The following is a 14,944-nucleotide window of genomic DNA, read 5'->3' on the forward strand; positions in this document are numbered from 1 at the left end:
AGGGTGGGATGATCGTCCCGTGGCCATCTCGAAGAAGCTGCTCAACCCCGGTGAGCGCCTGGTGATCAGCACCCGCCAGCACCCCAAGGCGCTGTTCGTGCCGATCCTGGTGCTGGTCGTCCTCCTGGCGATCGGCGTGGTCGCCGAGGCGAACCTCGACGACACCGGCTTCCAGCAGGTGCTGGGCTGGGTGGTCTGGGCGCTCGTCGCCGCCGGCATCCTGTGGTTCACGGTCCGTCCGTTCCTGGTCTGGCTGACCACCGTGCACGGCTTCACCGACCGCCGGCTGATCACCCGCTACGGCATCCTGACCCGGCGCGGCCACGACATCCCGCTCGCCCGGGTCAGCGACATCTCCATCGAGATCAACCTCATCGACCGGCCGTTCGGCTGCGGCAGCCTGCTCATCGCCGACGCCTCGACGCACGGTCTCGTCCGGCTCAACGACATCCCGCACGTGGAGGCCGCGCAGCGCCAGCTCAACGAGCTGCTGCACGCGCTGCACCAGGGCCCCGCGGTGCGTCGCGACGAAGGTGTCTGACGAGAGCCCCGAGCTGTCCCTCCTCGGGGAGGAGCCGCAGCTCACCGCTGCCGAGGTCGCCGAGCGCGCCGGACTGCCGCTCGGGCGGGCCCGGCGCCTGTGGCGCACCCTGGGCTTCCCCGAGCAGGGCGACGCCCCGGCCTACACCGAGGCCGACGTCGAGGCACTGCGCCTGGTCACCGACCTCGTCGGCGAGGGGATCATCGACTTCGACATCGCCCTCAACGTCGCGCGCGGCGTCGGGCTGAGCATGTCCCGGCTCGCCGACTGGGAGGTGGGCGAGCTCGTCCACCACGTCGACGAGGCCTTCGTCGAGCACGGCGGTGACGAGGACGGCACCCCCGTCGACTGGGTGCTCGAGCGCTTCGGGCAGCGCTTCGAGGAGCTGCTCATCTACGCCTGGCGGCGCCACCTCGCGGCTGCGGTCGCCCGGATGGAGTCGCTGCGCGCGATCGACGCCGACCCGCACACGACCGACCTGAGCGTCGGGTTCGCCGACATCGTCGGGTTCACCGCGCTCTCCAACGAGGTGAGCCGCGACCGGATCGGTGAGCTGGTCGAGATCTTCGAGGCCCGCTGCGGCGACGTCATCGCCCGCGAGAACGGTCGGCTGATCAAGTCCATGGGTGACGCCGTGCTCTACGTCAACGACGACCCGCTGGCCGCCTTCGCGACCGCCGAGGGGATCATCAACGTCATCGGCCGCGACCCGCGGATGCCCGACGTGCGCGTCGGCCTCGCCACCGGCGGTGTCGTGCTCCGGCTCGGCGACGTCTTCGGTCCGCCGGTCAACCTGGCCGCCCGGCTGACCCAGGTGGCCCGCCGGAACCGGATCATCGTCGACCACGCCACGGCCGACCTGCTGCCCGCGGACCAGATCGAGTCCCGGCCGCTGCCGCCGCGCCCGGTCCGCGGTTTCGGCGTCGTGGAGCCGGTCGCCGTGCGCCGTGCCTGACCCCGGCGCTGACCCCGGCCCTGACCTGCGGCGATGTGAGTCGGGGAACAGATAGGCAAAATTCTCACCGTTTCGCTACGGCGGCCCGCGCCGGTCCTTAACTTGGGGCCCGTGATCGAGGTGCAGGACGTGCGGGTCGACCCTTCGACCCGTCGCGCATGGCGGGGGGACCGTGAGGTCCTGCTGTCGCGCAAGGAGTTCGACCTCGTGCACGCCCTCATCTCTCGGGCGGGAACGGTCGTGACCCGCGAGGAGCTGATGCGCGAGGTGTGGGGCGTGACCTTCTGGACGTCGTCGAAGACGATCGACGTCCACCTGGGGTGGGTGCGCCGCAAGCTCGGCGACGACACGCGCCACCCCCGGCTGATCACGACGGTGCGCGGCCAGGGGCTGCGCTTCGAGGCCGAGGAGCCGGCCGGCCTCACCGGCACCGCCTGAGCGTCGCGCCGGGCACTCGCGTCGGGCGTCCCGCCTGACGTCTCTCGCCGCGCCGCGCTGGCATAGGGTTCCGCTCGTGCCTGCGACCGAACGTTCCCCGCGCATCGCCGTCATCGGCGGTGGCCAGCTCGCCCGGATGATGGCCCAGCCCGCGATCGCGCTCGGTGTCCCGCTGCGGCTGCTCGCGGAGGCCGAGGGCGTCTCCGCGGCGCAGGTGATCCCCGACCAGCAGGTCGGCGACTACCGCGACCTCGCGACCCTGCGCGCGGTGACCGAGGGCTGCTCGGTGGTCACCTTCGACCACGAGCACGTGCCCACCGAGCACCTGCGCGCCCTCGCCGCCGACGGCGTGGTCGCGCACCCCGGGCCCGAGGCCCTCGTCCACGCGCAGGACAAGGTCGTGATGCGCGAGGCGATGGCGCGCCTCGGCGCCCCGCAGCCGCGCTGGGCCGTCGTGGGGTCGGCCGCCGACGTCGAGGCGTTCGGCCTGCCGTGCGTGCTCAAGACCAGCCGCGGAGGGTACGACGGCAAGGGAGTCTGGTTCGCCCGGACGGCCGACGACGTGGCCGAGGCCCTCGCCACCGCCGAGCAGACCGGCGTGCGCCTGCTCGCCGAGGAGCTCGTCGACTTCCGCCGCGAGCTCTCCGCACTCGTCGCCCGCGCCCCGAGCGGCCAGGCGGCGGCGTACCCGGTCGTCGCGACGCTGCAGGTCGACGGCATCTGCCGCGAGGTCGTCGCCCCGGCGCCCGACCTCGACCCGGAGCTGGCCGCCGGCGCCCAGGAGCTCGCGCTGCGGATCGCCGGCGAGCTCGGCGTCACCGGCATCCTCGCCGTCGAGCTCTTCGAGGCCGTCGACGCCGACGGCACCCCCCGGGTGCTGGTCAACGAGCTCGCGATGCGCCCGCACAACACCGGCCACTGGACCCAGGACGGCGCGGTCACCAGCCAGTTCGAGAACCACCTGCGGGCGGCGCTCGACCTGCCGCTGGGCTCGCCCGAGCCGCGGGCCCGCTGGACGGTGATGGTCAACATCCTCGGCGGTGACAACCCCGACGTCGGCCGGCTCTACGACGGCTACCCGCACGCCCTGGCCCGGGACCCGCGGCTGCGGGTGCACCTCTACGGCAAGGACCTGCGCCCGGGGCGCAAGGTCGGCCACGTCAACACCTTCGGCGACGACCTCGAGGACTGCCTCGAGCGGGCCCGGCACGCGGCGGCCTGGTTCCGGGGCGACCTCGGCAACCATTCCGAGTAGCCCTAGGGTCGTGCCCATGAGTGCGCGTGTGGGCATCGTGATGGGCTCGGACTCCGACTGGCCGGTGATGCAGCTGGCCGCGGAGGCCCTGCAGGAGTTCGACATCGCCTACGAGGCCGACGTCGTCTCCGCCCACCGGATGCCGGAGGAGATGCTCGCCTACGGCAAGGAGGCCGCCGGCCGCGGCCTGTCGGTGATCATCGCCGGTGCCGGCGGCGCCGCCCACCTGCCCGGCATGCTCGCGGCCGTCACGCCCCTGCCGGTGATCGGCGTGCCCGTGCCGCTGAAGTACCTCGACGGCATGGACTCCCTGCTCTCGATCGTGCAGATGCCGGCCGGCGTCCCGGTCGCGACCGTCGCCATCGGCGGGGCCCGCAACGCCGGCCTGCTGGCCGTGCGCATCCTCGCCGCCACCGACCCTGCGCTGCAGCAGCGGATGACCGGGTTCCAGGCCGACCTGAAGGCCGCCGCCGAGGCGAAGGGTGCCGTGGTCCGCGGCCACGGAGGCTGATCTCCCGATGGTCCCGCGGGTGGCGCCGCTGCGACCGGGCCGCCTCGTCGGGATCGACGTGGCGCGCACCGTCGCGCTGCTCGGGATGATCGCCACCCACGTCCTCGACGGTCGTACGGCGAGCGGCGACCTCACCCTCGTCCAGTCGGTGGCCGGCGGCCGGGCCTCGGCCCTGTTCGCCGTGCTCGCCGGGGTCAGCATCGCGCTGATCAGCGGAGGCACCGAGCCGGTCCGCGGGGCCGAGCGCACCCGCACGGTCCTCGGCCTGGCTGCCCGTGCGGTGCTGGTCGCGGCGATCGGGCTGGTCCTCGGCGGCCTCGAGACCGGGCTGGCGATCATCCTCGCCTACTACGGCGTCCTGTTCCTGCTCGGCCTGCCGTTCGTCGCGCTGCGCGCCCTGCCGCTGGCGGTGCTCGCCGGGGTCTGGCTCGTGGTCGCGCCCGTCGTGTCCCACCTCGTGCGCCCCGAGCTGCCCGAGCGGGTCTACGAGAGCCCCGACCTGGGCCGGCTGGCGGAGCCGGGGCCGTTGCTGGCGGACCTGCTGCTGTCGGGCTTCTACCCGGCGCTGCCGTGGCTGGCCTACCTGCTGGCCGGGATGGCGATCGGCCGCACGGACCTGTCCGGCTGGCGCACGCCGCTGCGGCTCGCGGCCGCCGGGGCCGGGCTCGCGGTCGTCGCGACCGCGGTGTCCCGGCTGTTCACCGCGTCCCTGGAGGTGCGCACCGCGCTGGTGCCGTACCGGGTGACGACCGAGGAGCAGGTGCTGCGGATCCTCGCCGACAGCCAGCACGGGAGCACCCCGACCGGCGGCGCCTGGCAGTGGCTGCTCGTGGTGTCACCGCACTCCGCGACCCCGCTCGACCTCGCGCACACCATCGGCACGTCGATGGCGGTGATCGGGGTGGCGCTCGTCCTCGTCGCGGTGCTGCCGCGGTGGGGGCGCGCCGGGCTGGCCGTCGTGGCCGGTGCCGGCGCGATGCCGCTGTCGCTCTACACGCTGCACGTGGTGATGCGCACGCCCGAGGTCTGGCCCGCCGAGGTGGAGGGCAGCTTCGGCCAGCACGTGCTCGTCGTGCTCGGGACCGGGGCGGTGTTCGCCCTGCTCGGCCGGCGCGGGCCGCTGGAGTGGGTCGTCGGCTGGCCGGGGCGGCGGCTGCGGCGGGGGAGGGTCAGGCCCCTCGACGCCACTCGATCTTCGGGCACGTGTCCATGACCATCGGCACGCCCGCGGCGGTGGTGCGCTCGAAGGCGTCGTGGTCGATCACGCCGAGCTGGAACCACACGCCCTTCGCGCCGATCGCGACGGCCTGGTCGGCGAACTGGCCGGCCTCCTCCGATCGCCGGAACACGTCGACGACGTCGACCGGGAAGGGCACGTCGGCCAGCGACGCGTAGCCCTTCTCGCCGAGGACCTCGGAGGGCCCGTCGGGGGAGCCGAACACGGGGTGGATCGGCACGATCTTCTTGCCGTCGGCCTGGAGGGCCGCAGCGATGTCGTACGCCGTGCGGTTGGGGTTGCCCGAGAGGCCGACGATCGCCCAGGTCCCGCACTCCTCGAGCATGAAGTCGATGGCGTCACGGGACAGGTGGAGCGGTGCGGTGGTCATGGGGGTCCAACTCAGCCGCGGCCCGTTTTCTTCCTCGCCCCGCGCGGCGTGAGCGCCTCGCGCACCTGGCGCACCACCTGCTCGACGTCGGTCGAGCCGCTGGTGATCACGATCGTGGGCCGCTCCGGGGTGCCCCCGGCGTGCAGCAGGGTGAGCGCCAGGCCGAGGGCCGGGCCGAGGAGCGCCTCGGGGTCGTCGGTGTCGCCGCGCAGCCAGCGCCGCAGCACGTGGTTGTGCGCGATCACCACCGAGGAGGCCACCAGCTCCGCGCGCAGCGCCCCGTCCGGCTCCGACTCCAGCCACGCGTGGATGTGCTGCGAGAACAGCCGCACGTAGCGCTGCACGCTCGCGACCTCGCGGTCGCGGATCGCCGGCACCCTGCTGGAGAGCCGGTAGCGCGCCCGCGCGGTCTCGCCCTCCGCGAGGTACTGCGCGAGGACCATCCCGGTCGCCTCCCGCAACGCGGTCTCCGCCCCGGACGGCGCCGCGGTCGCGAGCCGGCCGGCCACCCGCCCGAGCAGGGCGTCGTGGTCGGGGAGCACCACGTCCTCCTTGCCGCGGAAGTGGCGGAAGAAGGTGCTGCGGCCCGTCCCGGCGCGAGCGGCGATGTCGTCGACCGTCGTGGCGTCGTACCCCTGGGCCTCGAAGAGCTCGAACGCGGCGGCGACCAGGCGGTCGCGGGTGGAGGCGGGCACGGGCTGAGGCTAGCTCGACGGAACGCAGTCTCGCTAGTACGATACTGAGTACCACTCGATTCCGATCCATGATTCCGATCCACAGGAGTGCCGCGTGAGCGACTACCCGATGTACGCCCTCTCCGAGGAGCACCTGGCCATCCGCGAGGCCGTGCGCGCCGTCTGCGACGCCAAGGTCGCGCCCTTCGCCGCCGAGGTCGACGAGGAGGCCCGCTACCCGCGCGAGGCCCACGAGGCACTCCAGGCAGCGGACTTCCACGCCCCGCACGTTCCCGAGGAGTACGGCGGTGCCGGCGCCGACGCGCTCGCCACCGTGATCGTGATCGAGGAGGTCGCCCGCGCCGACGTCTCCGCCTCGCTGATCCCCGCCGTGAACAAGCTCGGCTCCCTGCCGGTCATGATCGGCGGCGGCGAGGAGATCAAGAAGAAGTACCTCTCGAAGCTCGCTGCCGGCGAGGGTGGCTTCTCCTACTGCCTCTCCGAGCCCGACGCCGGCTCCGACGCCGCGAACCAGAAGACCCGCGCGGTGCGCGACGGCGACGGCTGGGTGCTCAACGGCACCAAGCGGTGGATCACCAACGCCGGTGAGTCGGAGTTCTACACCGTGCTCGCGATGACCGACCCGGAGAAGCGCAGCAAGGGGATCTCCGCCTTCGTCGTCGAGAAGTCCGACGAGGGCGTCTCCTTCGGTGCCCCGGAGAAGAAGCTCGGCATCAAGGGCTCGCCGACCCGCGAGGTCTACTTCGACAACGTGCGGCTGCCCGCCGACCGCCTCATCGGCGAGGAGGGCAAGGGCTTCGAGTACGCCATGAAGACCCTCGACCACACCCGCATCACCATCGCCGCCCAGGCCGTCGGCGTCGCCCAGGGCGCCCTCGACTACGCGCTCGGCTACGTCAAGGAGCGCCAGCAGTTCGGCAAGCCGATCGCCGACTTCCAGGGCCTGCAGTTCATGCTCGCCGAGATGGGCATGAAGGTCGAGGCCGCCCGCCAGCTCACCTACGCCGCCGCCGGTCGCTCCGAGCGCGGCGACGCCGACCTGACCTTCTTCGGCGCCGCGGCCAAGTGCTTCGCCTCCGACGTGGCCATGGAGGTCACCACCAACGCCGTCCAGGCGCTCGGTGGCTACGGCTACACCCGCGACTACCCGGTCGAGCGGATGATGCGCGACGCCAAGATCACCCAGATCTACGAGGGCACCAACCAGGTGCAGCGCATCGTCATGGCCCGCCAGCTCCTCGCCGGCGTGCAGTCGGAGCTCTGAGCCCCCTCCCCGCCTGACCGGAACCCCGCGGCGCGCCCCTCGGCGCACCGCGGGGCTTCGTCGTACCCGCGTGCGGACGAGGCAGGTGTCGCTCCGCGTCGACGTCGCGCCGGCGGCGCTCGGCCTACCCTGCTGGGCATGACCGGCGTTGCCGAGACGGACCGGCGACCGGAGCCCCCGGCCCCGGCGCCGTGGGTGTACGACGTCCTGCTGGCTCTCGGCGTCACGCTGGTCGTCTCCCTGGTCATCGCCGCCGACGTGGACGGGGCGGGCGCGGCGGCGGCGGCGTACGCGTGGCCGGTCCTGCTGGGCGCCCTCCTGCTCCTCCGGCGCCGGTTCCCGGCGGTCGTGGCCGCGCTGTCGGGCGTCGCCGTGATCGGCTACCACGCCGCCGGCCACCCTGCGATCGGCGTGGCGGTGCCCGCCGCGGCGGCCGTCTTCTCGGCGGCCGAGCACGGTCGGAACGTCGTCGCCGCACTGGTGTCGTCGGCGCTGGTGGCCGTCTCGACCGGCTACCGCCTCGCCGCGGGCCAGGACCCGGCCTACGTGGTGGGCTACGAGCTGCCCAGCCACGCGATCATCCTGGCCGGCGCGATCGCGCTCGGTGACGGTGTGCGCTCGCGGCGCGCGCTGCGGCGCCAGGCCGACGAGATCGCCGGGCTGGTCGCCGAGCGCTACCAGCGCGAGGCGGAGCAGCAGGTGGTGACGGAGCGCCTCGCGGTGGCGCGCGACCTGCACGACTCGGTGGGGCACGCGCTGACGGTGATCAATCTGCACGCCGAGGTGGCCGAGGAGGCCGCGGCGGCCGGTGACGACGAGGCAGCCCGGCAGGCCCTGGCGGTGGTCTCCGAGACGACGGCGACGACCTTCGACCACCTGCGGCGCACGGTCACCAGCCTGCGCCGCGAGGGGCCGCCGGAGCGCTCGCCGCTGCGCATCGCCGACCTCGGGTCGGCGACCCGGCCGGCGGAGCAGGCGGGCATCGACGTGCGCACCGTCGTCGACGTCCGCTCGCCGCTGTCGCCCACGGTGGAGGCCGCCGTCTACCGGATCGTGCAGGAGTCGATCACCAACGTCGTCCGGCACGCCTCGGCCTCGCAGGTGCTCGTCCGGGTCGAGGAGTCCGGCTCGGCCGTCCGGGTCGTGGTGGAGAACGACACCGCCGGCGACCTGCCGCCCGCAAGCCCGGACCGCCCAGAACGCGCAGACCGTGCAGACCGCGCAGACCCCGTCGGGCACGGCATCCGCGGGATGCGGGAGCGGACCCACCTGCTCGGCGGCCGGTTCAGCGCAGGCCCGGTCCCGTCCGGCTTCTGCGTGCGCGCCACGATCCCGCTGACCCCGCTGGAGGTGACGACATGACGACGGTGGTCCTCGTCGACGACCAGGACCTGGTCCGCGCCGGCCTTCGTGCGCTGCTGACCCGGGGTGACACCATCCGCGTGCTCGCCGAGGCGACGGACGGCAGGAGCGGCGTGGCCGCCGCCCGCACCTACCGCCCCGACGTCGTCCTGATGGACCTCCGGATGCCGGTCATGGACGGCATCGAGGCGACCCGGCAGATCCGTGCCGACGACCGGCTCGAGCAGGTCCACGTGGTGGTGCTGACGACCTTCGACGACGACGCCGACATCGTCGAGGCGATCCGGGCCGGGGCCAGCGGCTACCTGCTGAAGAGCACGCCGCGCGAGGAGCTGCGGGACGCGGTGGTCCGGGCCGGGCGCGGGGAGCGGCTCCTCTCGCCCGCCGTGACCGAGCGGCTGATGGACCTCGTCTCGACCGGTCGCGCCACGGCGTCCCCCGACCCGCGGCTGGACCGGCTCAGCGAGCGGGAGGTGGAGGTGCTGACCCGGGTCGGCCTGGGCGAGACCAACGACGAGATCGCCTCCGCCCTGCACCTGAGCCCGGCGACGGCGCGCACCTACGTCAGCCGGATCCTCGCCAAGCTCAGCGCCCGCGACCGGCCCGAGCTGGTGGTCATCGCCCACCGGTCCGGCCTGGTGCGCTGACGGCTACCCGCCGGCGAGCACGGGCCCGACGACCGCGTCCCAGAGGCGGAGGCTCTTGTCGACGTACGCCGGGCGGGCCTCCAGCAACCCGTAGGTGAGGTCCTCGACCAGCCCGCAGACCGCGTAGAACCCGACACGGGGGAGGAGCGGCGCCGGGTCGCCGCCGTGCTGGCGGTAGACCCGCACCGCGTGGTCGAGCGCGTCCGGACCGAGGTCGCGCAGCAGCCGGGCCAGGTCCACCGAGGGGTCGGTCACCGCCGCGTCCGACCAGTCGATGACGCCGGTGACGCGCCGGGACGCAGGGTCGACCAGCACGTGCTCGACCCCGAGGTCGTTGTGCGTGAAGCAGAGGTCGTCCGTCGGCTCCGGGGCCGGCCGGGCCAGGAAGGCGGCCGCCTCGGCCTGCTGGCGGCTGTCGAGCGCGTCGCGGACCACGTCCAGCGACGCGGCGGCCTCGTCCCGCCACTCGGCGGGCGGGGTCGCGTCGACCGGCGCGAGGTCCGCCCACGTCGTGGACGGGCTGGCGTGGAGCTCGGCCAGCGTCCGGGCCACGGCCGTAGCCGCGGCGAGCCGGGTCGCGCCGTCCGCCCGTACGTCGAGCAGGCGACGCCCCGGCAGCGCCCGCACCACGACCAACCCCTCGTCCGGCACCCGGTCCACCACCTCCGGCACCGCGACGGCGACCACCCGGGCGACCGCGGCCAGCAACCCGCACTCCCGCTCGACGTCGCACGGCTCCCGGCGCACCTGCGGCCAGTCGAGGCCGACGGTCACGAGCGCGCCGTCGCCGGTGCGGAAGGTGCGGCTCTCGCCGCCGCGGTCGTGGGGGGCGACCTCCGCACCCAGGACGCCGCGGAGGCGGGCGGCCTGCTGCTCTGCCGTCGGTGCCATGCCCCGACCGTAGGCGCACCACGACGTCGACCGCATCGCCCCCGGGCGACAGCCGGGGCGCCGGCGGGCGACCCGGGTGACGCCTCCGGACGGACGGCCCGCGCCCGGCGCCCTGCCTACGGTCCCGGCGATCACTCACCGTCGGAACGGAGCAGCCATGGAGTCGTGGGCACGCAGGTGCGTCGTACATCGGGGACGGGTGGTGACGGCGTGGGTCCTCCTCGTCGTCGGCCTGGTCGCGGCCTCGGGGGCCCTGGGCGGCGCTGCCAGCGACGACTACGCACTCCCCGGGTCGGAGAGCCAGGCGGCGCTGGACCTGCTGGCGGACGCCGGCCTCGAGGTCAGCGGCGACCAGGCGCAGGTGGTCTTCCACGCCGCGGACCCGCTCACCGGCGGGCCGGTGCGGGACGCCGTGGAGGCGGCCACCGGCCAGCTGCGCGAGGTGCTTCCCGGGGCGACGGTGGTCGGCCCCCTCGATCCCCGGGGCGACCACCAGCTCTCGGCTGACGGGCGGACCGGCTACACCAGCGTGGTCCTGCCGGACCTCACCGCGGACGACCTGCACGACGTCGCCGACGAGCTCGCGGCCGTGCGGGACCGGTTCGCGGGTGCCGACCTCCAGGTCGAGGTCGGAGGGGTCCTCCTCGAGGCCGAGCAGGACGGTGGACCGCCGAGCGAGGTGGTGGGCATCCTCGCCGCGGTGGTCGTCCTCGTCGTGGCGTTCGGCTCGCTGTTCGCGATGGGGCTGCCGATCGTCGTGGGCGTCGTCGGCGCCGTGAGCGGCGTGGCGGCGGTCGGCCTGGGTGCGAACGTCGTCGAGATGCCGGCCTTCGCGGCCCCCGTCGCCGCGATGATCGCGATCGGCGTGGGCATCGACTACGCCCTGCTGGTGGTGACCCGCTACCGCGAGGCCCTGGCGGCCGGCACCGCGCCGGTGGACGCAGTGGCGCTCGCCCAGGCCACGGCCGGCCGGTCGGTCCTGTTCGCCGGTACGACGGTCGTGATCGCCTCCGGTGGGCTGGTGCTGATGGACCTCGCGGTGATCACCGGCGTCGCCCTCGGCATCGCGGCCTCGGTGCTGGTCACGATGCTCGCCGCGGTGACCCTGCTACCGGCGATGCTCGGCCTCCTCGGCGACCGCATCGACCGCTTCGGCCTGCGCCGGCGGACCACCCCCGGCGGGGAAGGCACCCTGGCCCGGCGGTGGAGCCGGCTCGTGCGACGGCGCCCGCTGCCGTGGGCGCTGGCCGCGACCGCGCTGCTCGTCGTGCTGAGCGTGCCGGCGCTGGACCTGCGGCTGGGGTTCGCCGACGCCGGCACCCGCCCCACGTCCGACAGCGCGCGCCGCGCCTACGACCTGCTCGCCGACGCCTTCGGTCCCGGCACCAGCGGCCCACTGGTGGTCGCTGCCGATACCGACGACCCGGCCGTCCTGTCCGAGCTCGTGACCGCCCTCGGCGACGACCCGGGCGTCGCCCACGTGACCCCCGCGGCGGTGGTCGGCGACGGCACGGCCGTCGTCAGCCAGGTCATCCCCACGACCGGTCCGAGGTCCGCGTCGACGACCGAGCTCGTGCACCGCATCCGCGACGTGCACGTCCCGGGGACCGTCGGCGACGGCACGTCCGTGCACGTCGGCGGGACCACCGCTGCCGCCGTCGACTTCGCCGACTACACCGCCGACCGGCTCCCGGTCTTCGTGGGCGTCGTCCTCGGCCTCGCCTTCCTGCTCCTGCTCGTCGTCTTCCGCGGCCTGCTGGTCGCGGTCAAGGCGGTCGTGGTCAACCTGCTCTCGATCACGGCGTCCCTGGGCGCGGTCGTCGCCGTCTTCCAGTGGGGGTGGGGTGTCGACCTGCTCGACCTCGGCGCCGCTGCGCCGGTCGAGGCCTGGGCGCCGATGATGCTCATCGCGATCGTCTTCGGGCTGTCGATGGACTACGAGGTGTTCCTGCTGTCCCGGGTGCGCGAGGTCCACGACCAGGGCCTCGGCCCCGGTGCCGCGGTCACCGAGGGACTCGCGCGCACCGCCCGGGTCATCACCGCCGCGGCGGCGATCATGGTGTGCGTCTTCGGCAGCTTCGTGCTCGGCTCGAGCCGCGAGCTGCAGCTCTTCGGCTTCGGCCTGGCCGCCGCGGTCCTGCTCGACGCCACCGTCGTGCGGATGGTCCTGGTGCCGGCGGTGATGGGCCTGCTCGGCCACCGGGCCTGGTGGCTCCCCGCTGCGCTGGACCGGCGCCTCCCGCACCTCACCGTCGAACGACCACCAGGCGGCGAGGCGTCGTACCCCTCGCACGACCTGCGCGACCGGAAGGAGCAGCCGGCATGAGCCCCGACCGCCGCCCGCACGACGCGGGCACGCAGCGCACCGAGCCGGACCGGACGCGGGGGACGGTCTCGCGGCGGCGCCTCCTCGGGGCCACGGCCGTCACCGGGGGTGCTGCCGCGGCGGGCTGGTTCGGTGCCCGCGGCCTCGCCGACCCCCGATCCCGCGAGCCCGGCAGCGGCGTGGTGCCGTTCGCCGGAGCCCACCAGGCGGGGATCGACACCCCGCCGCAGCGGTGCGCGATGTTCGTCGCCGCCGACCTCACTGTCCCCGACGCCGGGGGCCTGCGTCGCCTGCTGCAGGACCTGTCGGCCACCATCGCCCGGATCACCCGTGGCGAGGACCCGCCCGACTCGCCGCTCTTCCCGGACGGGGCCGAGGTCCCGACGGACTACGCGACCGGCCTCCCGCCGGAGCGGCTGACGGTGACCGTCGGCCTGGGGCCGGACGTCTTCGCCCTGCCCGGCACGGCCCCCGCGCCGCGCCGCCTGCGACCGCTGCCGGAGTTCGCCGGTGACGCGCTCGACCCCCGCTGGTGCGGCGGCGACCTGCTGCTCCAGCTCTGCGCCGACGACGCGCAGGTCGTCAGCTGGGCCTACCGCTCGCTGCGGGCCAGGTTGCCCGGGCAGGCCCGGGTCCGGTGGACCCAGTCGGGGTTCCTCAGCGCACCGCCTGACGGAGGTACGCCGCGCAACATGTTCGGCCACAAGGACGGCACGGCGAACCCGCGCCCCGGCACCACTGAGTTCGACGCGACCGTCTGGGCCCTCGACGACGAGCCCGACTGGTTCGCGGACGGCACCTACCTGGCCTTCCGCAAGATCCGGATGCGCACCGCCGAGTGGGACCTCTCGCCGCGGAGCGCCCAGGACGAGGTGATCGGCCGGCGCCGCTCCGACGGGGCACCGCTCACCGGCCGGCGCGAGCACGACGAGCCCGACTACGGGGCGCTGGCCGACGACGGCCAGCCGGTCATCCCGGTCGACGCGCACATCCGCCGCGTGCGCGGGGCCCCGATGTACCGGCGCGGCTACAGCTACGACTACGGCCAGCTCATCGCCTCCGCCGGCGGTCGGCCGGACCCGACGGCACCGGCCGACGACGGGCACGACCACGCGCCGGGGACGCCGGAGCACGACCACGGCGGCCACGGCGACCTCGACGCCGGCCTGCTCTTTTGCGCCTACGGCAACGACCCGGACAACCAGTTCGTCGCGGCCCAGCTGCGCAGCGCGGAGTCCGACCGGCTCAACGCGTTCGTCCAGCACACCGGCAGCGGGCTGTACGCCATCCTCCCGGGCTGCCGGGACGGCGGTTACCTCGGCGAGTCGCTGCTCGGCTGAGCCGGTAGCCGGAAGGAGAGGACGGGGAGCTGCCGGCCTGTCGAGGGGCTGGTGGCGTGGCCCTCCGGGACCGCGCCGTGGCGCCGGTAGAACGGTTCGGCGTGCGGGTCCGCCTCCAGGACCAGCCGCTGGAACCCCAGGCCGGCCGCGACGACGAGCGCATGGCGCAGGAGCAGGCCGCCCAGCCCGGTGCCGATGTGCTCGGGTGCGACGAACAGCGCCTCGAGCTCGCCCTCCGGCGGGTCACCGGCGACGAGGTGGAAGCCGACGACCTCCCCGTCCCGCTCGGCGACCCACATCGATCCCGCCGCGCACCGCTCCGGCGTGTAGGTGAGCTCGCTCCGGCACTGCTCGAGGAACTCGGGCGGGTAGCCCCAGTGGGCCTTCGAGCGCAGCGCGAGCGCCGACACCGCCCCCGCGTCGTCGGCGCGGGCCCGGCGGACCGTCGTACCCGGCGTACCGGGGAGGGAAGCGGTGGTGGGGGAGGGCGGCCTGGTCATGGCGCCACGCTAGGCGAGGGACCGGTGGCGCTCGTACGCCCCGGGGCGACAACCGGCACCGGGCCGGGGCGACATCCGCGCTCAGCCGCGTCGCCGGGCCTGGACCTGCTCGGCGAGGAGCCCGGCGAGCGCACCGAGGCCGGCGGAGCGGCCCACCTCGACGACGAGCACGAGCGCCCCCTCGCCGAACCGGTCGACGTGTCCGAGGTCGAGCACGACCGTGCAGGTCCCGAGCAGGGCACCGTGCACGACGCCGGCAAGGGCGAGGGTGGCCACCGGCCGCGGCACGCCCCCGAGCCCGGCCACGGCGACCCACACGACGAGCGTGGCGCCGTACGCCGCCAGCGCCGTCCCGAAGCCGCCGGCGACCGACTCGAAGCCGGCCAGGCGCAGGACGGGCCACAGCAGGCCGAGCGAGCCGAGACCGGCGACGACAGGCCAGGCCAGGCCCCGGCGTGGGCGGTTCGGTGCGCACATGGCCGGCAACCTAGGCCGGCGCCGTCGACCGCGACGACCGTCCGCGGTCGCTGCCGCGTGTCGCCCGACGGCGACCCGGCTGTCGCGCGGACGAGGTGTCCGGGACACCACTCACGAGGCCACCGTCGGTGGCCT

16 protein-coding genes are annotated in these 14,944 nt (G+C 74.6%); 11 read left to right on the forward strand and 5 right to left on the reverse strand.

The window, feature by feature from the left end; genetic code table 11:
- Positions 1–19: 19 nt before the first annotated feature.
- The 6 genes from NOCJ54_RS0101100 (at position 20) to NOCJ54_RS0101125 (ending at position 4,913) form a co-directional block, all read left to right on the forward strand.
- Positions 20–541 (forward strand): PH domain-containing protein, encoded by a 522-nt coding sequence (locus NOCJ54_RS0101100; protein ID WP_028653978.1) that lies wholly within the window; start codon positions 20–22, stop codon positions 539–541.
- A complete protein-coding gene (locus NOCJ54_RS23240; protein WP_157514754.1) occupies positions 534–1,496 on the forward strand; it encodes an adenylate/guanylate cyclase domain-containing protein in 963 nt (320 codons plus the stop codon). The genes NOCJ54_RS0101100 and NOCJ54_RS23240 overlap by 8 nt, the downstream gene beginning before the upstream one ends.
- A gap of 111 nt (positions 1,497–1,607) precedes the next feature.
- A complete protein-coding gene (locus NOCJ54_RS23245) occupies positions 1,608–1,934 on the forward strand; it encodes a winged helix-turn-helix domain-containing protein (protein WP_051485343.1) in 327 nt (108 codons plus the stop codon).
- Positions 1,935–2,010: 76 nt separating this feature from the next.
- The gene (locus tag NOCJ54_RS0101115) at positions 2,011–3,189 is read left to right on the forward strand and encodes a 5-(carboxyamino)imidazole ribonucleotide synthase (RefSeq protein WP_028653979.1); all 1,179 of its coding nucleotides are present in this window, start codon (positions 2,011–2,013) and stop codon (positions 3,187–3,189) included.
- Between the two features lie 16 nt (positions 3,190–3,205).
- The gene (gene purE / locus NOCJ54_RS0101120) at positions 3,206–3,700 is read left to right on the forward strand and encodes a 5-(carboxyamino)imidazole ribonucleotide mutase (RefSeq protein WP_028653980.1); all 495 of its coding nucleotides are present in this window, start codon (positions 3,206–3,208) and stop codon (positions 3,698–3,700) included.
- A gap of 7 nt (positions 3,701–3,707) precedes the next feature.
- Positions 3,708–4,913 (forward strand): heparan-alpha-glucosaminide N-acetyltransferase domain-containing protein, encoded by a 1,206-nt coding sequence (locus NOCJ54_RS0101125; RefSeq protein WP_028653981.1) that lies wholly within the window; start codon positions 3,708–3,710, stop codon positions 4,911–4,913.
- Here NOCJ54_RS0101125 and NOCJ54_RS0101130 read toward each other — a convergent pair.
- Both NOCJ54_RS0101130 and NOCJ54_RS23250 read right to left on the reverse strand, forming a co-directional pair.
- A complete protein-coding gene (locus NOCJ54_RS0101130) occupies positions 4,870–5,307 on the reverse strand; it encodes a CoA-binding protein (RefSeq protein WP_028653982.1) in 438 nt (145 codons plus the stop codon). The two genes, NOCJ54_RS0101125 and NOCJ54_RS0101130, sit on opposite strands and share 44 nt — an antisense overlap.
- Positions 5,308–5,318: 11 nt before the next feature.
- Complete coding sequence (locus tag NOCJ54_RS23250) at positions 5,319–6,002, reverse strand: TetR/AcrR family transcriptional regulator (RefSeq protein ID WP_051485347.1); 684 nt, start codon at positions 6,000–6,002, stop codon at positions 5,319–5,321.
- Positions 6,003–6,111: 109 nt separating this feature from the next.
- On the opposite strand from NOCJ54_RS23250, the gene NOCJ54_RS0101140 reads away from it, so the two are divergent.
- The 3 genes from NOCJ54_RS0101140 to NOCJ54_RS0101150 all read left to right on the forward strand — a co-directional run bounded on the left by NOCJ54_RS0101140 (position 6,112) and on the right by NOCJ54_RS0101150 (position 9,275).
- Complete coding sequence (locus NOCJ54_RS0101140; RefSeq protein WP_145723794.1) at positions 6,112–7,266, forward strand: acyl-CoA dehydrogenase family protein; 1,155 nt, start codon at positions 6,112–6,114, stop codon at positions 7,264–7,266.
- Positions 7,267–7,404: 138 nt separating this feature from the next.
- Positions 7,405–8,628: a sensor histidine kinase gene (locus NOCJ54_RS0101145; RefSeq protein WP_051485348.1), complete on the forward strand. Its 1,224-nt coding sequence runs from the start codon at positions 7,405–7,407 to the stop codon at positions 8,626–8,628.
- Positions 8,625–9,275 (forward strand): response regulator transcription factor, encoded by a 651-nt coding sequence (locus NOCJ54_RS0101150; protein ID WP_028653985.1) that lies wholly within the window; start codon positions 8,625–8,627, stop codon positions 9,273–9,275. Before NOCJ54_RS0101145 ends, NOCJ54_RS0101150 begins: the two co-directional genes overlap by 4 nt.
- Positions 9,276–9,278: 3 nt before the next feature.
- Here the strand turns inward: NOCJ54_RS0101150 and NOCJ54_RS23255 are convergent, their stop codons facing one another.
- Entirely contained in the window at positions 9,279–10,166 is an 888-nt protein-coding gene (locus NOCJ54_RS23255; protein ID WP_051485349.1) for a phosphotransferase family protein, read from the reverse strand.
- A gap of 202 nt (positions 10,167–10,368) precedes the next feature.
- Here NOCJ54_RS23255 and NOCJ54_RS23260 point away from each other — a divergent pair, with 202 nt between their 5' ends.
- Together NOCJ54_RS23260 and NOCJ54_RS23265 are read left to right on the forward strand one after the other, a co-directional pair.
- Positions 10,369–12,492: an MMPL family transporter gene (locus NOCJ54_RS23260; RefSeq protein WP_198020045.1), complete on the forward strand. Its 2,124-nt coding sequence runs from the start codon at positions 10,369–10,371 to the stop codon at positions 12,490–12,492.
- Positions 12,489–13,832, forward strand: coding sequence for a Dyp-type peroxidase (locus NOCJ54_RS23265; protein WP_051485351.1), 1,344 nt, complete (start codon positions 12,489–12,491; stop codon positions 13,830–13,832). Before NOCJ54_RS23260 ends, NOCJ54_RS23265 begins: the two co-directional genes overlap by 4 nt.
- Here NOCJ54_RS23265 and NOCJ54_RS23270 read toward each other — a convergent pair.
- Positions 13,805–14,332: a GNAT family N-acetyltransferase gene (locus NOCJ54_RS23270; protein ID WP_051485352.1), complete on the reverse strand. Its 528-nt coding sequence runs from the start codon at positions 14,330–14,332 to the stop codon at positions 13,805–13,807. The genes NOCJ54_RS23265 and NOCJ54_RS23270 overlap by 28 nt on opposite strands.
- Before the next feature lie 81 nt (positions 14,333–14,413).
- Positions 14,414–14,809 carry a hypothetical protein gene (locus NOCJ54_RS0101175; RefSeq protein WP_028653986.1) on the reverse strand — a complete coding sequence of 132 codons (396 nt, stop codon included), beginning with the start codon at positions 14,807–14,809 and terminating at the stop codon, positions 14,414–14,416.
- Between the last annotated feature and the right edge of the window lie 135 nt (positions 14,810–14,944).

The sequence above is a fragment of the Nocardioides sp. J54 genome, assembly GCF_000519005.1.
In the GTDB taxonomy this organism is placed as follows: Bacteria; Actinomycetota; Actinomycetes; order Propionibacteriales; family Nocardioidaceae; genus Nocardioides.

Coding starts and splice junctions, on each gene's coding strand:
- purE (WP_028653980.1), top strand. CDS start 3,206: ATGAGTGCGCGTGTGGGCATCGTGATGGGCTCGGACTCCGACTGGCCG.
- NOCJ54_RS0101125 (WP_028653981.1), top strand. CDS start 3,708: ATGGTCCCGCGGGTGGCGCCGCTGCGACCGGGCCGCCTCGTCGGGATC.
- NOCJ54_RS0101130 (WP_028653982.1), bottom strand. CDS start 5,307: ATGACCACCGCACCGCTCCACCTGTCCCGTGACGCCATCGACTTCATG.
- NOCJ54_RS0101140 (WP_145723794.1), top strand. CDS start 6,112: ATGTACGCCCTCTCCGAGGAGCACCTGGCCATCCGCGAGGCCGTGCGC.
- NOCJ54_RS0101145 (WP_051485348.1), top strand. CDS start 7,405: ATGACCGGCGTTGCCGAGACGGACCGGCGACCGGAGCCCCCGGCCCCG.
- NOCJ54_RS0101150 (WP_028653985.1), top strand. CDS start 8,625: ATGACGACGGTGGTCCTCGTCGACGACCAGGACCTGGTCCGCGCCGGC.
- NOCJ54_RS23255 (WP_051485349.1), bottom strand. CDS start 10,166: ATGGCACCGACGGCAGAGCAGCAGGCCGCCCGCCTCCGCGGCGTCCTG.
- NOCJ54_RS23265 (WP_051485351.1), top strand. CDS start 12,489: ATGAGCCCCGACCGCCGCCCGCACGACGCGGGCACGCAGCGCACCGAG.
- NOCJ54_RS23270 (WP_051485352.1), bottom strand. CDS start 14,332: ATGACCAGGCCGCCCTCCCCCACCACCGCTTCCCTCCCCGGTACGCCG.
- NOCJ54_RS0101175 (WP_028653986.1), bottom strand. CDS start 14,809: ATGTGCGCACCGAACCGCCCACGCCGGGGCCTGGCCTGGCCTGTCGTC.